Source organism: Streptomyces sp. MUSC 14 (genome assembly GCF_001866675.1).
GTDB lineage: Bacteria > Actinomycetota > Actinomycetes > Streptomycetales > Streptomycetaceae > Streptomyces.
Genome location: NZ_MLYN01000048.1, coordinates 125086 through 144452, shown reverse-complemented (window position 1 = coordinate 144452; position 19367 = coordinate 125086). Strand labels below are relative to the sequence as shown.

General features: G+C 72.5%; 21 protein-coding genes and 2 pseudogenes. 7 read left to right on the top strand and 16 right to left on the bottom strand.

Annotated features, from left to right (window positions below; all coding sequences use genetic code 11):
- Positions 1-274 precede the first annotated feature (274 nt).
- Both BIV25_RS29650 and BIV25_RS29645 read right to left on the bottom strand, forming a co-directional pair.
- A complete protein-coding gene (locus BIV25_RS29650) occupies positions 275-529 on the bottom strand; it encodes a DUF397 domain-containing protein (RefSeq protein ID WP_071375516.1) in 255 nt (84 codons plus the stop codon).
- Positions 530-1390, bottom strand: a complete 861-nt coding sequence (locus BIV25_RS29645) for a helix-turn-helix transcriptional regulator (RefSeq protein ID WP_071375515.1) — start codon at positions 1388-1390, stop codon at positions 530-532.
- A 193-nt stretch (positions 1391-1583) separates the two neighbouring features.
- On the opposite strand from BIV25_RS29645, the pseudogene BIV25_RS53320 reads away from it, so the two are divergent.
- Both BIV25_RS53320 and BIV25_RS29635 read left to right on the top strand, forming a co-directional pair.
- Positions 1584-2142, top strand: a pseudogene (locus BIV25_RS53320) (ATP-binding protein); the annotation flags it as partial.
- A 502-nt stretch (positions 2143-2644) separates the two neighbouring features.
- A complete protein-coding gene (locus BIV25_RS29635) occupies positions 2645-3019 on the top strand; it encodes a hypothetical protein (RefSeq protein ID WP_071375530.1) in 375 nt (124 codons plus the stop codon).
- Between the two features lie 110 nt (positions 3020-3129).
- On the opposite strand, the gene BIV25_RS51450 is transcribed toward BIV25_RS29635, so the two are convergent.
- From BIV25_RS51450 to BIV25_RS29620, 4 genes are all read right to left on the bottom strand, one after another.
- Positions 3130-3306: a hypothetical protein gene (locus tag BIV25_RS51450; RefSeq protein WP_177235461.1), complete on the bottom strand. Its 177-nt coding sequence runs from the start codon at positions 3304-3306 to the stop codon at positions 3130-3132.
- A gap of 175 nt (positions 3307-3481) precedes the next feature.
- Positions 3482-4132: a DUF899 domain-containing protein gene (locus BIV25_RS29630; protein ID WP_071375514.1), complete on the bottom strand. Its 651-nt coding sequence runs from the start codon at positions 4130-4132 to the stop codon at positions 3482-3484.
- A 174-nt stretch (positions 4133-4306) separates the two neighbouring features.
- Positions 4307-6145 (bottom strand): FUSC family protein, encoded by a 1839-nt coding sequence (locus BIV25_RS29625; protein WP_177235460.1) that lies wholly within the window; start codon positions 6143-6145, stop codon positions 4307-4309.
- Positions 6146-6517: 372 nt separating this feature from the next.
- On the bottom strand, positions 6518-7282 hold the full coding sequence (locus BIV25_RS29620; RefSeq protein WP_071375513.1) for a nucleotidyltransferase domain-containing protein: 765 nt from the start codon (positions 7280-7282) through the stop codon (positions 6518-6520).
- A 133-nt stretch (positions 7283-7415) separates the two neighbouring features.
- On the opposite strand from BIV25_RS29620, the gene BIV25_RS29615 reads away from it, so the two are divergent.
- Both BIV25_RS29615 and BIV25_RS29610 read left to right on the top strand, forming a co-directional pair.
- The gene (locus BIV25_RS29615; protein ID WP_071375528.1) at positions 7416-7832 is read left to right on the top strand and encodes a RidA family protein; all 417 of its coding nucleotides are present in this window, start codon (positions 7416-7418) and stop codon (positions 7830-7832) included.
- Positions 7829-8299, top strand: a complete 471-nt coding sequence (locus BIV25_RS29610) for a GNAT family N-acetyltransferase (protein WP_071375512.1) — start codon at positions 7829-7831, stop codon at positions 8297-8299. Before BIV25_RS29615 ends, BIV25_RS29610 begins: the two co-directional genes overlap by 4 nt.
- 10 nt (positions 8300-8309) lie before the next feature.
- Here the strand turns inward: BIV25_RS29610 and BIV25_RS29605 are convergent, their stop codons facing one another.
- Positions 8310-9032: an aspartate/glutamate racemase family protein gene (locus tag BIV25_RS29605; protein WP_071375511.1), complete on the bottom strand. Its 723-nt coding sequence runs from the start codon at positions 9030-9032 to the stop codon at positions 8310-8312.
- Positions 9033-9037: 5 nt separating this feature from the next.
- On the bottom strand, positions 9038-10498 hold the full coding sequence (locus tag BIV25_RS29600) for an NCS1 family nucleobase:cation symporter-1 (RefSeq protein ID WP_071375510.1): 1461 nt from the start codon (positions 10496-10498) through the stop codon (positions 9038-9040).
- A 146-nt stretch (positions 10499-10644) separates the two neighbouring features.
- On the opposite strand from BIV25_RS29600, the gene BIV25_RS29595 reads away from it, so the two are divergent.
- Positions 10645-11322, top strand: coding sequence for a GntR family transcriptional regulator (locus tag BIV25_RS29595; protein ID WP_071375509.1), 678 nt, complete (start codon positions 10645-10647; stop codon positions 11320-11322).
- Between the two features lie 108 nt (positions 11323-11430).
- On the opposite strand, the gene BIV25_RS29590 is transcribed toward BIV25_RS29595, so the two are convergent.
- Together BIV25_RS29590 and BIV25_RS29585 are read right to left on the bottom strand one after the other, a co-directional pair.
- Entirely contained in the window at positions 11431-12126 is a 696-nt protein-coding gene (locus tag BIV25_RS29590; protein ID WP_071375508.1) for a uracil-DNA glycosylase, read from the bottom strand.
- 100 nt (positions 12127-12226) lie between these two features.
- Positions 12227-13588 carry a M20/M25/M40 family metallo-hydrolase gene (locus tag BIV25_RS29585; protein WP_371273078.1) on the bottom strand — a complete coding sequence of 454 codons (1362 nt, stop codon included), beginning with the start codon at positions 13586-13588 and terminating at the stop codon, positions 12227-12229.
- Positions 13589-13805: 217 nt separating this feature from the next.
- Here BIV25_RS29585 and BIV25_RS49670 point away from each other — a divergent pair.
- Positions 13806-14588 (top strand): annotated as a pseudogene (locus tag BIV25_RS49670) (RNA-binding S4 domain-containing protein); the annotation flags it as partial.
- Positions 14589-14850: 262 nt separating this feature from the next.
- On the opposite strand, the gene BIV25_RS54610 reads toward BIV25_RS49670, so the two are convergent.
- The 3 genes from BIV25_RS54610 to BIV25_RS29575 all read right to left on the bottom strand — a co-directional run bounded on the left by BIV25_RS54610 (position 14851) and on the right by BIV25_RS29575 (position 16761).
- Positions 14851-14976 carry a hypothetical protein gene (locus BIV25_RS54610; RefSeq protein ID WP_371273077.1) on the bottom strand — a complete coding sequence of 42 codons (126 nt, stop codon included), beginning with the start codon at positions 14974-14976 and terminating at the stop codon, positions 14851-14853.
- 94 nt (positions 14977-15070) lie between these two features.
- Entirely contained in the window at positions 15071-15754 is a 684-nt protein-coding gene (locus BIV25_RS29580) for a bifunctional 2-polyprenyl-6-hydroxyphenol methylase/3-demethylubiquinol 3-O-methyltransferase UbiG (RefSeq protein ID WP_071375507.1), read from the bottom strand.
- Positions 15755-15852: 98 nt separating this feature from the next.
- The gene (locus BIV25_RS29575; RefSeq protein ID WP_071375506.1) at positions 15853-16761 is read right to left on the bottom strand and encodes an acyltransferase domain-containing protein; all 909 of its coding nucleotides are present in this window, start codon (positions 16759-16761) and stop codon (positions 15853-15855) included.
- A gap of 110 nt (positions 16762-16871) precedes the next feature.
- Here BIV25_RS29575 and BIV25_RS29570 point away from each other — a divergent pair, with 110 nt between their 5' ends.
- Positions 16872-17198: a DUF6343 family protein gene (locus BIV25_RS29570; protein WP_071375505.1), complete on the top strand. Its 327-nt coding sequence runs from the start codon at positions 16872-16874 to the stop codon at positions 17196-17198.
- Positions 17199-17237: 39 nt separating this feature from the next.
- Here BIV25_RS29570 and BIV25_RS29565 read toward each other — a convergent pair whose 3' ends face one another.
- The 3 genes from BIV25_RS29565 to BIV25_RS29555 are packed head-to-tail and all read right to left on the bottom strand — an operon-like array spanning position 17238 to position 19264.
- Entirely contained in the window at positions 17238-17618 is a 381-nt protein-coding gene (locus tag BIV25_RS29565; protein ID WP_071375504.1) for a tetratricopeptide repeat protein, read from the bottom strand.
- Positions 17619-17668: 50 nt separating this feature from the next.
- A complete protein-coding gene (coaE, locus tag BIV25_RS29560) occupies positions 17669-18280 on the bottom strand; it encodes a dephospho-CoA kinase (protein ID WP_071375503.1) in 612 nt (203 codons plus the stop codon).
- Positions 18281-18325: 45 nt separating this feature from the next.
- Entirely contained in the window at positions 18326-19264 is a 939-nt protein-coding gene (locus BIV25_RS29555) for a PAC2 family protein (RefSeq protein WP_071375502.1), read from the bottom strand.
- Positions 19265-19367 lie beyond the last annotated feature (103 nt).

Genomic DNA, 19367 nt, shown 5'->3' with positions numbered 1-19367 from the left:
TCTTGCAGGACCGCGAAAAACATAACGGGGGCGCCGGCCGGACGGAGCAGATCGACGACGGCCGCCCCGGCTTCGGCTTCCATGGGACGGCGCCGAGTTCTCCTAGGCGGAGTCGGCCGTCGCGCGGGTCGTCATCGGGTCGCTGCCGTAGGGCGGTTCGGACGGCAGGCGGGCCGGAGGGGGCCAGCGGTGTCCGGATGGATGCTCAAGAGGTCGAGGTCAAGTCAGTGCCAGGGTGAGGAAGTCGGCTGAGCAACAAGGAGCACGGGCAGGCTCAGGACAGCAGGAAGTCGGCCTCCCCCGCCTTGGCGCCCTCGATGAAAGCGGTCATCTCGTCCGTGGTGTAGATCAACGCCGGCCCGTCCGGGTCGGTGGACTGGCGCACGGCGATCCGGCCGTCGGCCAGCTTCATCGCCTCCAGGCAGTTACCGCCGTTGCCGCCGCTCCAGGGCTTGTGCCACCCCTCGCTGCCCAGCTCCCGCGCGGGCATGCCGTTGTAGACGTGTCCGCGCGGCGTGATGCGATCCATTCACAGCTCCTTGCGGAGATCCTGGAGGATCTCCTTCGTGCGTTGTGCCGTAGCGGCCTGTGCCGCCATGCGGTCCATGACCTCGAGGTGGGTCGCCACCTCGGTGCGCGCGTCCAGGTAGACCGCGCCGGTCAGGTACTCGCTGTAGACCATGTCCGGAAGTTCTGACATGGCAAATCGGAACAGCACGAAGGGCCCGTACGTCCCCGGGTGCGGCCCGTGGGCGAACGGGGCCACCTGGAGCGTCACATGGGGCAGCTTCGTGGCCTCCAGCAACTTGTCGATCTGCGCGCGCATCACCTCCGGGCCGCCGACCTGCCGACGCACGGCGGTCTCGTCCATCACCGCCCAGAAGCGCGGGGCGTCGGAACGGCTGAGCAGGTTCTGGCGTTGCATGCGCAGCGCGACGTGCCGTTCGATGTCGTCCGGGCTGGTCTGGCCGATGGCACCGGACTTCAGCACACCGCGCGCGTAGTCCTCGGTCTGGAGCAGGCCGGGGACGAAGTGCGGCTCGTACGAGCGGATCAGGGCGGCCGCGCCCTCCAGGCTGACGTACATCGAGAACCAGCCCGGCAGGATGTCGTGGAACCGCTGCCACCAGCCGGGCTTGTTGGCCTCCTCGGCGAGCTGGACGAACACGTCGGCCTCGTCGTCCGCTACGCCGTACGCCTTGAGCAGCAGTTGCAGGTACGGGATCTTGAGGGCGACCTCGGCCGTCTCCATACGGCGGACGGTGGCGGGGGCGACACGCAGCACGCGGGCGGCCTCCTCACGCTTCAGCCCGGCGCGTTCCCGCAGGTCCAGCAGGCGCCGGCCGAGGACCACCTGGCCCACCGTCGGCGCGGACCGCGGCTCGCTCACGCTGTCACCTCCACGGAATCCACCGAAAGCCCCACTCCACGACTCGTTCGAAGACCGGGGCGGATCTCCGATGACCCCAATTGGCGCCGCTCGACGTGCTGTTGCGAGCAGTGTGCCACGGCCTCTGACCGAGTCATACAGCACTCTGCAATTTTCAGAGTGACACTTGCCAAGTGTTCACGGCGGGGAGATAGTGGCAAGCGTGATTCCGTCCGCGCCCTTAGGAACAGATGCCGCCGCAGACCGTTCCGGTCTCGGTGCCGCGTCGGAAGCGGCCCCCCGGTGGGGCGCCGCCGAGCGCCGGTTCCGCTTCGAGCTGGCCGCACATCCGGGTTCCGTCGCCCAGGCGAGACGCCTGGCGCATGCCCGGCTGACGGGCTGGTCCGTCTGCGCGGACACCTGTGACAGCGCGGTCCTGGTCATCTCCGAGCTGGTCACGAACGCGATCGTGCACACCGCGAGCAGCCATGTCGTGTGTGAGCTGCACGATCACGAGGACGTCGTACGCATGGCCGTCCTCGACGAGGGCTGCGCTCCCGGCGAACCCCACCCGTCTGCCCAGCGCCCGGACGATGAGCACGGGAGGGGATTGTTCCTCGTCGACGCGCTGTGCCGGGCCTGGGGTGCGCAGGAGCACGGCTCCGGCCTGCTGGTCTGGGCCGACCTGCCGCGCCGGAGCGGCGGGGCCCACGACACCGCCGAGCCGTGCAACGACCTCGGCTGGGGTGCCCGCCCCAAGCCGGACCGGCCCGCCGACACGCGCGAGGACGACCCGGCCGGGGCCGGCCACGAGGGCGCGGGGCGGGCCACCGACGAGGTCCACGGGAAGCGCAGGATCCCCGAGCAGCCCGGCCGCGACGACGACCGTACGCGCGCGGAGACGCTCGGCCGTGGAAGCGACGGAACTTCGGAACAGCCGCCGTCCCGGGCACCAGAGCGGCAACACCGGGCCGCGACGGCCGAGTACCGGGTGCAGCAGGCGTCCGAGCAGCACTGTCACGGGACATCCGAGCAGCTCCGGCACGGCATACCGGAGCCGCACCGGCACCGGTCCCCGGACCGCCCTTGGCACCACCCGCTGCACCGGGCCCCCGAACAGCGCCGCGCCGGGGAGCGGCCGTGACCGGCGGCGGACCCGACGTCACGGGCGCGGAGCACAACGGTCCGGCTTCCGGCTCCGGCTCCGGCTCCGGCTCCGGCTCCGGCTCCGGCTCCGGCTCCGAGCGTGCGCTCGGTCTCGACACCCTCGTACGGCTGCAACGCCGACGGCCCGTCCCTGAGGCGCCCCGTCGCCTGCTGCTGCCCGAGGGCATGACGGCCCCGCTGGGCTGTGACGCCGTGGCCGTGCCGGACCGCCTCGGTCCGCTGGTCGTACCGCGGCTGCCGCGGCTGGGCTGCGTCTACACCGACGGTGCGCGGTGGTGGTGGATCGTTCCGTCGGACTCCGACTACGCCCTGCCCTGGCCGGCTCCGGCCCAGTACGCCCCCGGCGCCCTGGTCACCGGCCCCGCACGGCTCATCCACCGCCCCGAGGGCACGGTGCCGTACACCCCGCCGATCCCGCTGTACCTGGCCCTGTGCCGGGTGCTCGGCACGGCCCCGGACTGGTCGCGGGCGGTCTCGGCGTAGACGGTTGAGACGATCGAGGGTGGGCGGTGCGCGGCAGGCGGTAGGCGACGCACTCGTCCGCGGTCACGCGGCGTCGGCAGCCCGCCAGAGGCAGCCGCCCCTCCGGACGCTCACTCCGAGCTGTCGCCGCCGCGCACGATCACCAGGAACGTGTCCGTCGCGAGGTCCATGACGACCTCGGCGGGCATGCCTTCCTGACGCCGCGCATGCGCGAACTCCTCCGCGGGCCAGGACCCCCGCGGACCGCCGGCGGGAAAGCGCTCGAGCACCGTTCGTCCCTTCACCATCGCGCACCTCCAGAAAGCGTCGCTCTCGGAGGAGTTAACGCCCTGGAGGCGGCGAACGCTTCGCCCGGTGAAGGCACTGAGACATTACCTACACCCGTTCGGCGCGAATCAGAAGAACGCGTTCACTTTTTGACATCAAGTGCACACGCTGTGTCAGCGAGTTGCATGATTCATGTCAGTAGTCGTACTCGTCGTGCAGCCGGAGCCGGTCGCTGCCGGCGGGGCTGCGGCCCAGCGCGGTGAGGTCGAGCAGGCCGGCGATGGTGCAGGCGCCGTCCAGCCCGTCGTCGAAGACCGAGTAGGTGTGGAAGACCCGGTCGTGGTCGCGCAGGAAACAGCTGATGCCCGCGCGCTCCACCGGGCCGCGGTCCGACTCCACGGTGGCCTCGAAGTCGCGGTTGAAGTCGCCGTTGGACGCCGCGTACGAGTACCAGGGCACCGCCCAGCCCATCCGCGCCTTGAACGGCAGGATGCGGGTGAACGGGGCGCGGGAGACGGACGCGAACGCGGTGTTCCTGGCGCGCAGATGGGCGAGGTGGCCGAGCTGGTCCAGGAAGGCCGAGCAGCACGGGCAGCCGGTCCGCCACTCCGGGGCGAACATGAAGTGGTGCACGATGAGCTGGGACCGGCCCTCGAAGAGGTCGAGGAGCGTGGCCTTGCCGTCGCCGCCCTCGAAGACGTACTCCGTGTCGACCTCGACCATGGGCAGCCGCCGCCGCTGCGCGACCAGTGCCTCGCGCGCCCGTCTGACCGCCTCCTCCTTGCGCAGCAACTCCTCGCGCGCCGCGCGCCACTGCTCGCGCGAGACGATCTCCGGAAGCGACATGGGCCCTCCTGTCCGACGGTCGGTTCGGGGTGGTGACCGATGCCGGGAGCGGAACTCATCGCTGTCCGCGAAGAATTTCCATGCGTCTTCGACGACCACGCCATCGAGGTGTCGGCCGACGTGTGCCGATGGCGCAGCCGGGGTCCGGCGAGGGCGCCGTACACCACCGTACGGCTACGCGGCGGCGGGCAGCGGCATCTCGATCTCCTGGAGTTCCAACTCACCCAGCGCGTCCCGCAGTTGCCGGACGTGCCGGGGGGTGAGGCGACCGGTGTCGTCGAGGTGTACGGCGCAGGCGGTGGTCGTGTCGACAAGTCGCTCCAGAACGTCCGCGACGGCCTCGGTACCGGCGGTGTGCCGGGCCAGGGCAGGCAGTTCGGCGGCGGCGAGCGCGATGGCGGTGCGGGCCTCGGCGAGGGTGCGGTAGGCCTCCCGGCGCAGCGCCCAGCGCTCCGCGCGGTCGCCGGACTCGCCGAGGACGTGCACGAGGTACGCGTGCGCGGCGCTCCCGGCCGTCGCGAGCCGGGCCCGCACCCCGCCGCCCCGCTTCCCCGGCATCGGCAGATGCCCGACGACGAGCACGAGCGCGCAGGCGAGCAGCGTCTCGCCGATCCGGCCGGCGCAGGCCTGCGCTTCGCCGCCGACCATGACGAGGGCGAGGACGAGGACGGTGACGACGGCGGTCAGCGCGGCGAAGTGCCGGGTGGCGACCGGGACGAGCGCCCCGCAGACCGCGACCAGCGCGATCAGCCCCGCCGGGCGCGGCAGCAGCGCGGCGAACCCGGCGAACGCCAGGGCGCCCAGCACGGTCCCGGCGGCCCGGCACAGCACCCGGGAGGCGAGTGGCCCGAGGTCGGGCTTGACGAGGAAGACGGCGGTGGCGGGCAGCCAGTACCAGTGCTGGTGGTGGCCGTACCAGCGGGTGTGGTGCAGCGCCTGGGCGATGGCGGCGCTGGCCCCGAAGCAGAGGGCGACGCGCAGCCCGTACTCGCGCCCGCCGGTGCCGAACGCGGCGCGCAGGCTGTCCCGGAGGCCGCGGCGCCGGGCGGGCGGCCACTGGTGCGGGCCCTCGGCCCGGTCGAAGGCCTCGGCGGCGCGCAACAGGGCGTCGTCCAGGGCGCGCAGGGCGGGTACGGAGCGGCTGGGGGCGGGCAGCGGGCCGGTGCCGGTGTTGCCGCGGACCGCGGCGGCGAGCCTGCGGGGACCCTCCGCAGCCCGCGCGGAGACCGGCTCCCCCGCCCAGTACAGGGCGGTGGCGGCCTCGGCGAGGGGCAGCGCGGCCACGTACTGGGCGTGCAGCCGACGCTCGGCGGCGGAGCCGGCGTGCCGGCGCAGTCGGGGGCCGGCGAGGGCGTCCTGCGCATGGTCGAGCGCGGCGGTCAGCGCGGCCCGCCGTGCGGTGGCGAGGTCACCGCCGACGACGTCGAGGAGATCGGCGACGGCGCCGTACACGCCGGCGACCGCCTCCCGCTCCCCGTCGAACCGGAAGTCACCGGCGAGCGAACCGGGCGTGGGCAGCGCGAGCCGCAGCAGGATCAGCCAGCCGGCCCCGGCGAGGAAGGCGAGCGCCCGCTGCCAGCCGCTCGCGGCCGCGGGCATCCCGGCGCCGAGCGCGGCTCCGACGAGCAGTTGCGTCCCGGCGGCGGAGGCGACGGGCCCGACGGCACTGATGCCGCCGGCGACCAGTCCCAGCAGGGTGAGCACCAGGGTGAGCGGTACGGCGGCCAGCCCCTGCCCGGCGTACGTCCCCGCGATCAGCCCGAGCGCACCGGCCAGCGCGGGCCCCCCGAGCCGCCCGACGGAGGCGCGTCGGCTGCCGGGGCGGTCGTTGATGCCGGCGAGCATCGCGGCGATGGCGGCGAGGACACCGCTGGGCAGCCGGTCGGCCGACAGCCCGGCGAGCAGCAGCGGCCCGGCAGCGAGCGCACCCCGGGTCACCGCGCTCCAGGGCACGGGGCCGCGCTGCGCGCGCAGGGCGTGGGCGAGCCAGAGGGGTGCGGCGGGCCGGGACACGGGACTCCTGTTCGTCCGAGGGCGGGGCGGGGTGAGGTGCCTTCGGACGACGGTGGCCGGCGGACCGTGCTTCCACGGTAGGCCGGGTTCGCCGGGCGAGCGGGGCGATCACGTTTCGGGAAGGTGAAAGGTGCCCGGGACGGCCGGTTTCTTTATGAACGCAACGCCCCGACTGCCACGACTGCCCCGACTTCCACGGCTTCCACGGCTTCCACGGCTTCCGCCGCTTCCACGACGTCCATGACCGCCACAGTTTTCACTGCTCCCCGGCTTCCGCTGTTGCCCGGCGGCCCCTCTGCTTCCACCGCTTCCACCGCTTCCACGATGACGCGGTTCCGGCCGGCGTGTCACCGCCCCACCCGGGCGCTCCCGTTACTGCCGGGCTTCCGTCAGGATCTCTCCGGCACGGGCGACTGCGCGGACGAGAACCGCGGGCTCGGCGCGCAACGCGCCCACCACGGCGTCGATCCCGCGCAGTCCGGCCCGTTCCAGCAACCGCTTCTCGTTGGTCACCCACTCCCCGCGTGCCGCGAGCACGCCGTGCGCGGCCTGTGCGGCGGCCGTGGCGACGGCCCCGGCGGTCTCGGTGAGGCGGCCGTGCGGGGCGTGGTTGGTCCTGGCGTAGTCGAGGGTGGCGCGGGCCGTGCCGTGCCAGCGCTCGGCGGCGGTCGCGCGCAGCCTGTCCGGATAGCCCGCCGGGCGCGGCAGTTCACCGCGCAGCACCTGGTTGACGGCCAGTTCCGCCACGAGCAGGTAGGTGGGGATGCCTGCGAGATGGAAGAGCAGCGGCTCCACCCGGAACCGCCCCTCCGCTGCCTCGGCCAGCTCGTGCTCGACCACGTCGAGGTCCCGGTAGTGCACATCGACCCGGCGCCCGTCGACCTGCAGCCAGGCCCCGCCGTTGAACACGCCGCCGCCCCAGCCGCCGACCTCGGACACCTCCCCCTCCCAGCCGACGGCCCGCAGGTCGTCGGGGTCGAAGGAGCCTCGGTAGTAGACCGCCATGTCCCAGTCGCTGTCGGGACGATGGACGCCCTGTGCGCGGGAGCCGCCGAGGGCGACCGCCCGGACGGTGGGGAGGGCGGCGAGACGGTCGGCGGTGGTGTCGAGGAACTCGGGATCGGGACAGGAGGGCATGTCTTTCAGTCTGTCAGCCGTCCGACGCACACGCTTCGAGCGCCCGTCGCACCCGGACCGGGAAAACGGGATGCGTCGGCTCCGCCGGACGCAGATGATCGGGAGGCTGCCGTCCGCCGCCCCAGGAGCCGCCATGATCCGCCGAGCGAACGCGCCCGGTCTCTTCCCGCCGCCCACCTATGCGCACGCCTCGGTGGTGGAGGCGGGCACCAGGCTCGCCTTCCTCGCCGGCTCCGTGCCGCTCGACGAGAAGGGGGAGATCGTCGGCCCGGGCGACCCCGTACGGCAGGCCGAGCGGGTGATCGGGAACCTGCGCGAACAACTCGGCGCCGTGGGGAGCGACTTGGCGCATGTGGTCGTGACCGAGGTGTACGTGGTGAGCACGGAGCCCGCCGTGCTGTCGGCGGTGTGGGACGTGGTCGAGGCCTCGGGGCTGAGCGCAGGGCCGCACTCGTCCACGTTGGTCGGGGTCGCTTGTCTCGGGTACCCCGGACAGCTGGTGGAGATCACAGCCACGGCCACGGTGCCGGAGGGGCGGAAGCAGCGGTGACGGAGGAGACGGAGGAGGTTGCACTGCGGCGGGCCGTCGCGGTGGATGCCCGGGCCGTCGCCGACGTCTGGCTGCGCTCCTTCGCCGCCGCGCTGCCCACCGTCGTCCGGCCGCGCTCCGACGACGAGGTCCGGGACTACTTCGCGAGCGTCGTCGTACCGGCGCGGGAGACCTGGGTGGCGGAGGCGGCCGGCGGCCGGATCGTCGGACTGATGGTGCTGAACGGGGAGTTGCTGTCCCAGCTGTACCTGCATCCGGACTGGCGGGGGCGCGGAATCGGCGACCGGTTCGTCGCGCTGGCCAAGGAGCGCAGCCCGGGCGGGCTGGCCCTGTGGACCTTCCAGGTCAACAAGCCCGCCCACCGTTTCTACGAGCGGCACGGCTTCACGGCCGACGAGTTCACCGACGGCAGCGGGAACGAGGAGCGGGAGCCGGATGTGCGGTACGTCTGGCGCCCCCAGGAATGACCCTCACCGATCAGTGGGGCGGCCGCCCCCATCTCCGCTCCTTCGGCAGCGGCTTGCCGTAGCTGCCCGCCCGGCTGGTCGTCAGGCCCAGGGCCACCAGGGACTCGGCGAGCCGGACCGCCGCGGCCACGCCGTCGACCACCGGCAGCCCGAGCTTCTCGCCCACCGTCCGCCGCAGGCCCGTCATCCCGGCGCAGCCCAGCACCAGGACCTCGGCGCCGGCGTCCCGGGCCCGCTCGGCCGCGGACAGGAACGCGGACTCGGTGCGGCCGGGGTCCTCGGCGAGATCGAGGACGCCGAGGCCGGTGCCGACGACGGCGGCGCAGTTGCGGGCCACACCGGCGGTCTCCAGGCTGTCCTCGATCTGGCCGCGGGAGCGGTCGAGGGTGGTGACGACGCCGTAGCGGCGGCCGAGCAGACAGGCCAGGTGGGCGGCGGCCTCCGTGATGTCCACGACAGGGACGTCGACGAGTTCGCGCACGCCCTCCCTGCCGTGCTCGCCGAAGCCGGCCAGGACGACGGCGTCGTACGCGGGACCGTCGTAGGTGCGCAGGGTGTCGAGGACGGCCGCCGCCGAGAGGTAGCTGTCGAGCCAGCCCTCGGCGGACGCGGGACCCCAGGCGGGGGTCAGACCGGTGACGGCGGTGCCCGGCCCGGCGGCGGCCCGGGCACCTCGCACGATCTCCTCGGTCATCTCCTGCGTGGTGTTGCAGTTGGTGACGATGATCCGCACGCTCGTCAGACCTCCTGCGTCGTACGGGCCTGGCGGTCACGCCGGTTGAGCAGCGCGTAGAGACCGGCGCCGAGCGCGGTGCCGATGAACCAGGAGTACGGCGCCACGTCGCTGAAGCTCTTCACCAGCGCCAGCACGGCCGCTACCGCCGCGGAGGGCAGGAACGCCCACAGCGCCCGGGGGTTGACGCCCTTGCGGTAGTGGTACGGGCTGTCCGGCCGGGCGTCGAACAGCGCCTGGACGTCGATCTTCTCGCGCTTGACCCAGTAGTAGTCGATCATGATCACGCCGAACAGCGGGCCCAGGAAGGCGCCGAGGCCGCCGAGGAAGTAGTTGACGACGGTCGGGTTGGAGAAGAGGTTCCAGGGGGTGACGACCAGCGCGGCCACCGTGCTGATCATGCCGCCGACCTTGAAGGTGATCTTCTGCGGCCAGACGTTGGCGAGGTCGTACGCCGGGGAGACGAAGTTGGCGACGATGTTGACGCCCATGGTCGCCACCGCGAAGGCGAGCGCGGCCACGACCAGCACCCAGGTGTTGCCCACCCTGGCGACCAGTTCCGCCGGGTCGGTGATGGCCTGCCCGAACGCCTTCAGCGAACCGGCCGTGACGATCACCGAGACGACGACGAAGGCGGTGGAGTTGACGGGCAGGCCCCAGAAGTTGCCGCGCCGGACGGTCCGGTGGTCGGGCGCGAAGCGGGAGAAGTCGCAGAAGTTGAGCATCAGCGTGCCGTAGGTGGCGAGGATCAGGCCGATCGCGCCGAACCACTGCCGCCACTGCTCGCCGGTGGACACCGGGTGCGGGGTGGAGGTGAGCGAGATGCTCCAGCCGGCCTTGGCCAGGACCCAGACCGCGAGCGCGATCATCACCAGCCAGATCACCGGGCCGCAGAAGTCCTGGAACTTGCGCACCGCCTCCATGCCCTGGCTGATGATCACCCACTGGAGCAGCCAGAGCGAGACGAAGGAGATCCAGCCGAGCCCGTCCAGGCCGAGGAAGGAGTGATGGGTGAGGGAGGCCAGGCCCGGCCAGGCGGCGAGCAGCATCACGTTGACGGCGACGGAGGCCAGATAGGTCTGGATGCCGTACCACATGATGGCGATCACGGCTCTGATCAGCGCCGGGATGTTGGCGCCCCAGATACCGAAGCTGATGCGGCTGACCACGGGGAACGGCACTCCGTGGCGCTGGCCGATCTTCCCCATGCGGTTCATGCCGACGTAGATGAGCACGAAGCCGGCGAGCAGGGCCGTGAAGACCTGCCAGACGTTCATGCCGAGGACCAGCAGGCCGGCGGCGAAGGTGTAGTTGCCGAGGTTGTGGACGTCGGACATCCACATGGCGAACAGGTCGAAGACCTTCCAGTTCCGCTGCTTCGCGGGGGCGAGGTCCTCGTTGACGAGGCGTGGGTCGGGGACGAACGCGGTGACGCCGGTGGCTTCGGCGCGGTCGGCGAGGGACACGGGGCCTCCAGGGGCAGGGGGGAGACGGAGGGCGGCGACCGTTTGGTATACCAAACTCCCTCATGGTCCCGCCGTCAACCGTTCGGACCGATGTCGTTGCCGTTACAGCCCCGTAAAAGCACCGACGGGTCGGCGAAGATGGGCCCATGACCCCCACGACGGCCTCTGCGACGACGAAGACCGAACCCCTCGGCGCGGTGCGCGAACGCGTCCTGGCGAGCCTGCGGGAGGACATCATCGGCGGCCGCCTGGCACCCGGTGACCGGCTCGTCGAACGGGAGCTGGCCGAGCGGTTCGGCGTCTCGCGGGTACCGGTGCGCGAGGCGATCCGTGCACTGGTCGCCGAGGGTTTCGTGCTCTTCGAGTCGGCCCGGCGCACGGTGGTACGACGGCTGACCCCGACCGACGTCAGGGAACTCTTCGAGCTGCGCGAGGCGTTGGAGGTGTACGCGGCGGGGCTGGCGGCGAGCCGGGTGACGCCGCAGGCCCTGGCGGAGCTGCGCGCACTGCTGGAGCGGGCGGCGCGGGCGACGAAGGAGGGAGACGCCGAGGCGATCACGGACATCAACACCCGCTTCCACGACCGCATCCGCGCCCTGGCCGGCAACAGCCTGCTGATCTCGGTCATGGAACCGGTCGACGGCCGCCTGCGCTGGCTCACCCGACAGAACGAGGAATGGCCCCAACTGCTCAGCGAACACCGTGAGTTGTACGACGCCATCGCCTCCGGCGACCCGGACCGCGCCCGCACCCACGCGCTGGCGCACGTCCGCGCCAACTACCGCTCGACGGTCCGGCACCTGTTCGGGGACGACGCCGTCTGACGGAGGTGACCGGGGCGACGGAGGTGACCGGGGCGGCGGAGGTGATCGAGGCAGGGGAGATGACGAAGCCGGCTGGCGTGACGAGCCGGCCGAGCCGGCCGGGATGCGTCACGGCAGTCCTGCCGCCCGCGCCGCCGTGCGCAGCACCTCGCGCAGCATCTCGGGGGTGAGCCTGCCGGTGAAGGTGTTGCGCTGGCTGACGTGGAAGCAGCCGAACAGGTCGAGGCCGTCGAGCGCGACCCGGGTACCGTGGGCGAAGGCCGGGCGCGGCCGGGGTACGGCCCAGCCCGCTTCGGCGAACGCGGGCAGCGCGGCTTGCCAGCCGAAGGCACCGAGGACGACGGCGGCCCTGAGCGTCGGGCGCAGCAGCTTCAGCTCCTGGACCAGCCAGGGGCGACAGGTGTCACGTTCGCCGGGGGTCGGCCTGTTGGCGGGCGGGGCGCAGTGCACGGGCGCGGTGACGCGGACGCCGTACAGCTCCAGTCCGTCGTCGGCGCTGACCGAGGTGGGCTGCGAGGCGAGCCCCACGTCGTACAGCGCCCCGTAGAGCACGTCCCCGGAGCGGTCGCCGGTGAACATGCGGCCGGTGCGGTTGCCGCCGTGCGCGGCGGGGGCGAGCCCGATGATCACCAGCCGGGCGTCGGCCGGGCCGAAGCCGGGCACCGGTCGCCCCCAGTACGTCCAGTCGGCGAACGCGGCCCGCTTCGTCCGGGCCACCTCCTCGCGCCACTCCACCAGCCGGGGGCAGGCCCGGCAGTCCGCGACGCGCCGGTCGAGCCGGGCGAGGGCAGCACTGTCGTCCATACCGCCACCGTATGCCCCGACGACTCCCCGACGTCCGTCGCCACCGGCGTCGACGCCCACGCCGACACCGCCGCCGTCACGGTCACCGCCGCCGGCGCCGTCACCCGTTCGTTTTGGCCCGGTCCTCGGCCGCGCGGCTCGCGTAGTTCTCCACGAACGCGCACATCGCCACGACCGTGTTGCGCAGCTCCGACAGCAGCACGCGCTCGTTCGGGGCATGCAGATTGCACAGGTTGTCCTGGGCGCCGAAGAGCAGCACCTCCGCGTCCGGCGCGGCCCTGGCGAGCCCGTTGACCAGCGGGATCGAGCCCCCGGTGGCGATGTACGCCGGCTGGGTGCCCCACGCACACGCCAGCGCGTCGAGCGCCGCCCGGTAGGCCGGACCACCGGTGACGGCCTCGAATCCGGGGCCGGTGTCGCCGGGCGTGACGGTGAGCGGCACGCCGTACGGTCTGAGCACCCGCAGATGCTCGACCAGCGCCGACAGCGCCTCGCGCGGATCCTGCCGGGGATGGAAGCGCAGGTTCAGCTTGGCCCGGGCGTACGGGACGACGGCGGAGGTGGCGTGGTCGACGCTCGGGGCATCGAGCCCGACGACCGTGATCGCCGGGCCGCTCCACAGCCGCTCCCCCAGCGTCCCGCTGCCCATGAGCGGCAACTCCTCGCCCACCCCGGCCAGCTCGCGGAACTCGTCCTCGGTGTACCCGGCCCCCGACCACGCCTCCCGCCACAGCCCCTCCACCGCGACGTCGCCGTGCACGTCGTGCAGCGTCGCCAGCGCCTTGAGCAGGACAAGCAGGGCATCGGGTGCGGCCCCGCCGAACTCACCGCTGTGCCGGGGCTCGGTCAGGGTGCGGGCCTCCACGATCACGTCGGCGGCCCCACGCAGCCCGGTGGTCAGGGTCGGGGTGCCGGGCCGCAGGTTTCCCAGGTCGGCGATCACCATCGCGTCGCACGCGAACCGCTCCGGGTCGGTCGGCGGGTACGCGTCGAAGGGGCTGCCGTACTCCTCCTGCCCCTCGAAGACGATCTTCACCCCGACCGGTGGCCGCCCCTCGTACGCCCGCAGCATGCCGAGGTGCGCGATGACGTTCGCCTTGTCGTCCGCGATGCCCCGGGCGCGCAGCCCGCCCTCGATCGGCGTGGGCTCGAACGGCGGCGACAGCCACAGCTTCTCGTCACCGGCCGGCTGGACGTCGTAGTGGGAGTACAGCAGGACGGTCGGCGCGGCCGGATCCGGCGGCGGGATCTCCGCGAAGATCACCGGCGCGGTGCCGGGCAGGTCGATCCGCTCGATGTGCTCCACGCCGACGCCGCGCAGCAGCTCCACGAGCAGATCGTGTGCCGCGTGCACCGGCTCCTCCGGAAACCCGGGACAGGCCACGGAGGGAATCTCGGCCAGCCGCACCAGATCGGCGCGCAGCCCCTCCATCAACGCATCCACCCTGCCCGCCGTGTCCACGCCGCCTCCTGCACTCGGGTCCACTCGACGACAACAGCCTCTGGGGTACGCCGGTACGACGCATCCGGGGTGAGCCAGGGGGGTGCGGTCGGCGAGACAGCGAGGGCAGCCCCCTCGCGGTCGTCGCACTGCTCGCGGTCGCCGCCTCCTTGCCCTCTGGAGCGCGCCCCGGAAAAACACGACCGGCTCCGTCCGCCCCGGGAGTTAAGGTCGGGACATGGCTTCCGAGGATGCGGACGACGACGTGAACCGTGAGACCGGCGGACCGGACGGAACGATCCCCGCCCAGGACGTCCCAGACTCCGGAACGCCGGCCGCCCGTCCCCTCGATCCCGCGATCCTCGCCGCGGTGGCCGCCGCCGAGGCCGCGGGGCCGACGACCGGCGAAACGGTCCGGATCGACAGCTGGATCTGGGCCGTACGCCTGATCAAGACGCGTTCCCTCTGCGCCACCGCCTGCCGGGGCGGCCACGTGCACGTGAACGGCGAGCGGGTGAAGCCCGCCTACTCCCTGCGCGTCGGCGACGAGGTGCGTCTGCGGCACGAGGGCCGGGAACGGGTGGTGATCGTCAAGCGCCTGATCCGCAAGCGGGTCGGCGCTCCCGTGGCCGTCCAGTGCTACATCGACAACTCCCCGCCGCCCCCGCCCCGCGAGGCCATGGCCCCGGCCGGCCTCCGCGACCGTGGCACCGGCCGACCCACCAAGCGGGACCGCCGCGAGATGGAACGACTCCGCGGCCTCAATGCCCTCCCCGGCGCCCCGAGCGGCTTCGCGGGACCAAGAGGCATCGGCGGCCCGGGAGGCTCCACGCGGCCTGAAGGATTCGCCGGACCTGGTGGCGCCGGTGAGCACGCTGGACGTGGTGGTCGCGGTGGCTCCGGTGGTGCGGCCGGGCGGGGCAGGTCCGGGGAAGCTGGTGGCCGTGCGGGCGCCGGTGGGACTGGGGGCCGTGCGGGCCGACGTGGCGGATCGGACGGGGCTGGTGGATCGGGCAGGCCCGGTGGGACCGGTGCGCGGGATCAGGCCGGTGGGTCTGGTGGGCGTGACGGATCCGGTGGGCGTGATCAGGCCGATGGGCGTGGCGGATCGGGTGGGCGCTCTCGGGATCGGTGATCCACCGCCCGTCACTCCTTCTGGCTCTCCTTTCGTTCTGGCTCTCCTCTCCGTCCTCCTCCCTGCTCACCCCCGCCGAACCAGCTCCAGCAGTTCGCGGTGGGACCTCAGCGCCCCCAGACGATCATGATGAGCGGCATCATCAGGATCAGCGAGGGGTCGTCGCGTTCTGGCCGTGGAAGGCGGTGAGCTGGACGATGAAGGCGATCGCCCTCAGCGCGCTGAGGGCGATCGCCGCCACGGACCGGAGGAGCGGTGTCAGCAGGGCGAGCAACTCCTGGACCGCACACAGCGCGACCCTGTGGACCCGGCGAGTCCCGGGAACTCATCGCCCTCCGCTCCCGTCCCCGGCAGCGCCGGGACGCCCGCTACCCCCTCGGCACAGCCCGCACCCACGTCCGGTCCGGTGTCAGGTAGGTGTCCACCTTCAGCCCCGCCTCCGCCAGTGCCGATTCGAACTGTTCCTTCGTCAGGGGCCGGGCCAGGAAGGTCTGGGTCCAGACCGCGTCCGGGAACGTGTACTCGGCCCGGACCGAGTTCACCCCGTCTCCGGCGGGCTCCACCGAGGCGATCCGTATCGTGAAGCCGCTCGGGTCGGCCCGCTCCCTCGGCACGTTCGTGTGGTAGTCCTCGCCCTCCCGCTGGATGAGCACCCAGCCTCCCTCCGCCACATGCCGGGCGCAGGCGCGCAGCAGGCCTCGGCGCACCTCCTCGTCACCGGCATGCACGAGGAACGACGCCAGCATCACCACGTCGAACTTCTCGCCGCCCAGGTCCAGTTCCTCGATCGGACCGCATACCGTGCGTGCCCCGCGGACGCGGGCCAGCATGTCGGCGGACTCGTCCACCGCCGTGATCGTGAAGCCCCGTGCGAGCAGGGGGTGGGTCATCCGGCCCACTCCGCTGCCCAGTTCCAGGATGTGTGCCCCCGCCGGCACCGCCGCGGCGATGATGTCCGGCGCGTCGCCCGCCGGCAGCCGCTCGTACAGCTCGACCGCGCAGCCGTCCGGGGTGATGGCTCCGGGTCCCGTGCCCTCGTGTCCCTCGCGCATTTCGACCGTCATGCCCGAACAACGGCCGGTCCCCGCACGCCCGTTCCCCTCTCGCGCCAGTTCACCCGTTCGAGTGATCCGCGCCCACCCCGCACTGTTCAGCCGGGGAACGGGAACCATCCGTGCCCGATGTACCAGTGGCCGCCCGCCCGCAGATGGTCTCCCACCGCACGCTCCACGGACGTGCGCCGCGGCAGCTCCGCCACCGGCAGTCCGGGGTCTCCGAAGACGAACTGGACGGGATCGGTGTCGGCCGGTTCGGTGTCCTCGCGGGCGGTGCGGAAGCGGTCCTGGAACCGGATGATGTGGGAGTCAGCCGGCAGATAGCGCCTCAACTGCCGGTCCAGCAGCCAGGAGTGGCACAGCGCCGCCACCGGCCGCTCCTCGGGGAAGTGCCGGGCGAAGAACTCACGGGCCCACGCGAGCGAACGGTCGCAGGCGGCCGGGGTCAGCGGACCGTGGAAGTCCGGGATGTGCAGGTTCAGACAGGGCGTACCGGGCACCACGGCCGATCCGGCCGCCGCGATCCCCCGTGCCGAGCGCTGCCCGAGTCGCGCCCGCTCGAACTGCAGTCGGCCCAGCTGGAACAGCTCGCCGCGGAAGTGCCGGACCAGCCAGCCTCCCGCCTGCACGCCGGTCGTTCCGTACCGTCGGCGGTGCGCCGCCAGCTGTCGGCCCAGGTCGGCCAGGGTACGCCGGGAGATCTCGGGCGGGATGCCGCGGTCCCGGTGCCGGGCGAGGGTGCGCGGGACCGCGGCGACGAAGACGTACACGGGGAAGGTGCGGCTCAGCTCCTCCGGCGCCGCGTCAAAGAATTCCGCGAGGTCGGGCGGGTGGCCGGTCCCCTCCGGACCGTGGAACAGCGCCTCGACGCACTCCTCAACCAGCCGCAGCAGGCCCGGGTCAGCGGTGATCCTGCGCCGCCGGGCCACCAGGTCGTTGATGTCCTCGTGCGGCACGGCGAGGTCGAGGAGCAGTTCGGGCAGGTCGTCGGCGTTCGGCAGCACGGGATCCCCCTTCGGCGGTTGACGTGCCGCCTGCGCGTGAGGGCCGGGTACGCGCCGTTGGTGGACATCGTCCCCGAAGAGTACGTTGCAGGGAGGAGTGGTGGTGTCCCATGCGTACGGGCAGTGAACCGTCGACCGCGCGCAGTGCGCTGCGGGCGCGGTTCTGGCTGAGCATGTGGGGGCTGGTCTGGTCGATCTTCGGCACGGCCGCGTTCGTGCTGGCCGGGCGCCCCGGCTGGGCGGCGGCCTGCGGAGTGCTGTGGCTGGTCGTCACCGTCGACATGACCATGATCCTGCGGCACATGCGGCAGGGCCCGCACTACCAGCCGGGCCGTGACGTACCGCCGTATCCGCCGCCGGACGACGTGCCGCCGCCGTACCGGCCGCCGCGGAACCGACGGCCGTACCCGCACCTGCCCAGGCACCGGCATCCGTGACCGCCCCGGCACAGCGCCGCCGTTCGACGCGGCCACTGGTCAGTCGTCGAAGCGGGCCGCCTTCAGGTACTCCGGATTGGGGTCGAGCGCGGCCGCCAGCCGGAAGTGGCGTTTGGCCTGGTCGGAGCGGCCCTGGCGTTCGTAGGTGCGGGCCAGCGCGAAGTGCGCGAACGCGTTGTCCGGCTCGCGCTCCAGCACGATGGTGAACTCCAGCTCGGCGGGCCGCAGTTGCGCCGCCGCGAAGAAGGCACGCGCGCGAAGCAGTCGGGCTGCGGTGTTCTCCGGGTGTACGGCGATGACTCCGTCGAGAAGTTTCACCGCGCCCCGCGGGTCCCGTGAGTTGAGCAGCTGCTCGGCTGCACGGAAGTCGATGACATGCGTTTCCGGAGTACGTCCGGTGGAACCGCTGGTCTCGGGCACGGCAGAGTCCTTCCCTTGCTCGGAGCGTTCAACGCCCGGTCAGGGGCCCGCTATTCCGCGGACGCCTCGCGAGCGCGTCGTACGAGGTCGTCCCACACGTCGGCGACACGCTTGTGCAGCGTGTCCAGGGGGACGTCGTTGTCGATCAGGATGTCCGCTGCCTCCCGGCGCTGTGCGCGCGTGGCCTGCGCGGCCATGCGCGCGCGTGCGTCCTCCTCGGTCATGCCGCGCAGCCGCACCAGCCGGTCGAGCTGGGTCTCGGGGCTCGCGTCCACGACGATCACGAGGTCGTACAGCGGCGCCAGACCGTTCTCGGTGAGGAGGGGTACGTCGTGGATCACGACGGCGTCGGGGGCCGCGGCCTCCTCCAGTTCGCGGGAGCGGAGGCCGACCAGAGGATGCACGATCGAGTTCAGCACGGCGAGCTTCTCGGGGTCGGCGAAGACGATGGCCCCGAGCCGGGGCCGGTCCAGGCTGCCGTCGGCGACGAGGACGTCCGCGCCGAAGGCCTCGACCACGGCAGCGAGACCGGGGGTGCCCGGCGCCACGACCTCGCGCGCGATGCGGTCCGCGTCGATCAGCACGGCGCCGTGCTCCACGAGCAGCCGGGACACCTCGCTCTTGCCGGCGCCGATGCCACCGGTCAGGCCCACTTTCAGCATGTGCCGAAGCTTAGGCCCTGCCACTGACAACGGAACCGGCGGAGGTCAGTTGTCGCCCTCCCGCTCGGCCAGGAAGCGCTCGAACTCCCGGCCGATCTCGTCGGCGGACGGAATGTCCGCCGGTTCCGCGAGCATGTTGCCCCGGGTCTCGGCACCGGCCGCGGCGTCGTACTGGTGCTCCAGGCCCTGGACGAGCGCCGTCAGTTCCTCGTCGCCCTCCCGGATCTGGCGGTCGATCTCGTTCTGCGTGCGGTGCGCCTCCGTGCGCAGCGCGTGCGCCACGCCCGGCAGGACCAGACCGGTGGCGGCCGTGATGGCCTCCAGCACGGTGAGGGCCGCGTCCGGGTAGAGGGAGCGGGCGATGTAGTGCGGGACGTGCGCGGCGACACCCAGGACGTCGTGCCCGGCCTCACTGAGGCGGTACTCCACCAGCGACTCGGCGCTGCCCGGCACCTGGGCCTCCTCGAAGGGGCTGCGGTGGCCGGGGACGAGGTCGGTGCGGTTCCCGTGCGGGGTGAGGCCGACCGGGCGGGTGTGCGGGACGCCCATGGGGATGCCGTGGAAGTTCACGGACAGGCGCACGCCGAGCCGCTCCACGATCTGCCGTACAGCCGCGGCGAAGCGCTCCCACTCCACGTCCGGCTCGGGCCCGGAGAGCAGCAGGAACGGGGCGCCCGTGGCGTCCTGGACGAGTCGGACCTCCAGGGTCGGGTCCTCGTACTCGGTCCAGTGGTCCCGCTTGAAGGTCAGCAGGGGCCGGCGGGCCCGGTAGTCCACGAGCCGGTCGTGGTCGAAACGGGCGACGAGCTGGTGGGGCAGTGAGTCGAGCAGCCGGTCGACGATCTGGTCGCCGGTCTCGCCCGCGTCGATGTATCCGTCGAAGTGGTAGAGCATGACAAGACCGGCCGACTCCTGGGCGAGCGCCATGTCGACAACGGCGAGGCCCTTCGGCTCCCATGCGTACAAACCCTGCGGATCAAGCACTGTGACCGCTCCTCCTCGTGTTCCCCGGCTTCAACGCCCTCCGGACCGCGGGCATTCCCGCCCGGCACTTTCCTGATCAAGGAAGCAGGTGTCGGCCCCCGGA

Excerpts from the sequence above, each read along its gene's own strand:
- BIV25_RS29650 (WP_071375516.1), bottom strand. The coding sequence starts at position 529 with ATGGATCGCATCACGCCGCGCGGACACGTCTACAACGGCATGCCCGCG.
- BIV25_RS29615 (WP_071375528.1), top strand. The coding sequence starts at position 7,416 with ATGATCCGCCGAGCGAACGCGCCCGGTCTCTTCCCGCCGCCCACCTAT.
- BIV25_RS29580 (WP_071375507.1), bottom strand. The coding sequence starts at position 15,754 with ATGCGCGAGGGACACGAGGGCACGGGACCCGGAGCCATCACCCCGGAC.
- BIV25_RS29620 (WP_071375513.1), bottom strand. The coding sequence starts at position 7,282 with ATGCCCTCCTGTCCCGATCCCGAGTTCCTCGACACCACCGCCGACCGT.
- BIV25_RS29570 (WP_071375505.1), top strand. The coding sequence starts at position 16,872 with ATGCGTACGGGCAGTGAACCGTCGACCGCGCGCAGTGCGCTGCGGGCG.
- coaE (WP_071375503.1), bottom strand. The coding sequence starts at position 18,280 with ATGCTGAAAGTGGGCCTGACCGGTGGCATCGGCGCCGGCAAGAGCGAG.
- BIV25_RS29630 (WP_071375514.1), bottom strand. The coding sequence starts at position 4,132 with ATGTCGCTTCCGGAGATCGTCTCGCGCGAGCAGTGGCGCGCGGCGCGC.
- BIV25_RS51450 (WP_177235461.1), bottom strand. The coding sequence starts at position 3,306 with ATGGTGAAGGGACGAACGGTGCTCGAGCGCTTTCCCGCCGGCGGTCCG.
- BIV25_RS29590 (WP_071375508.1), bottom strand. The coding sequence starts at position 12,126 with ATGGACGACAGTGCTGCCCTCGCCCGGCTCGACCGGCGCGTCGCGGAC.
- BIV25_RS29595 (WP_071375509.1), top strand. The coding sequence starts at position 10,645 with ATGACCCCCACGACGGCCTCTGCGACGACGAAGACCGAACCCCTCGGC.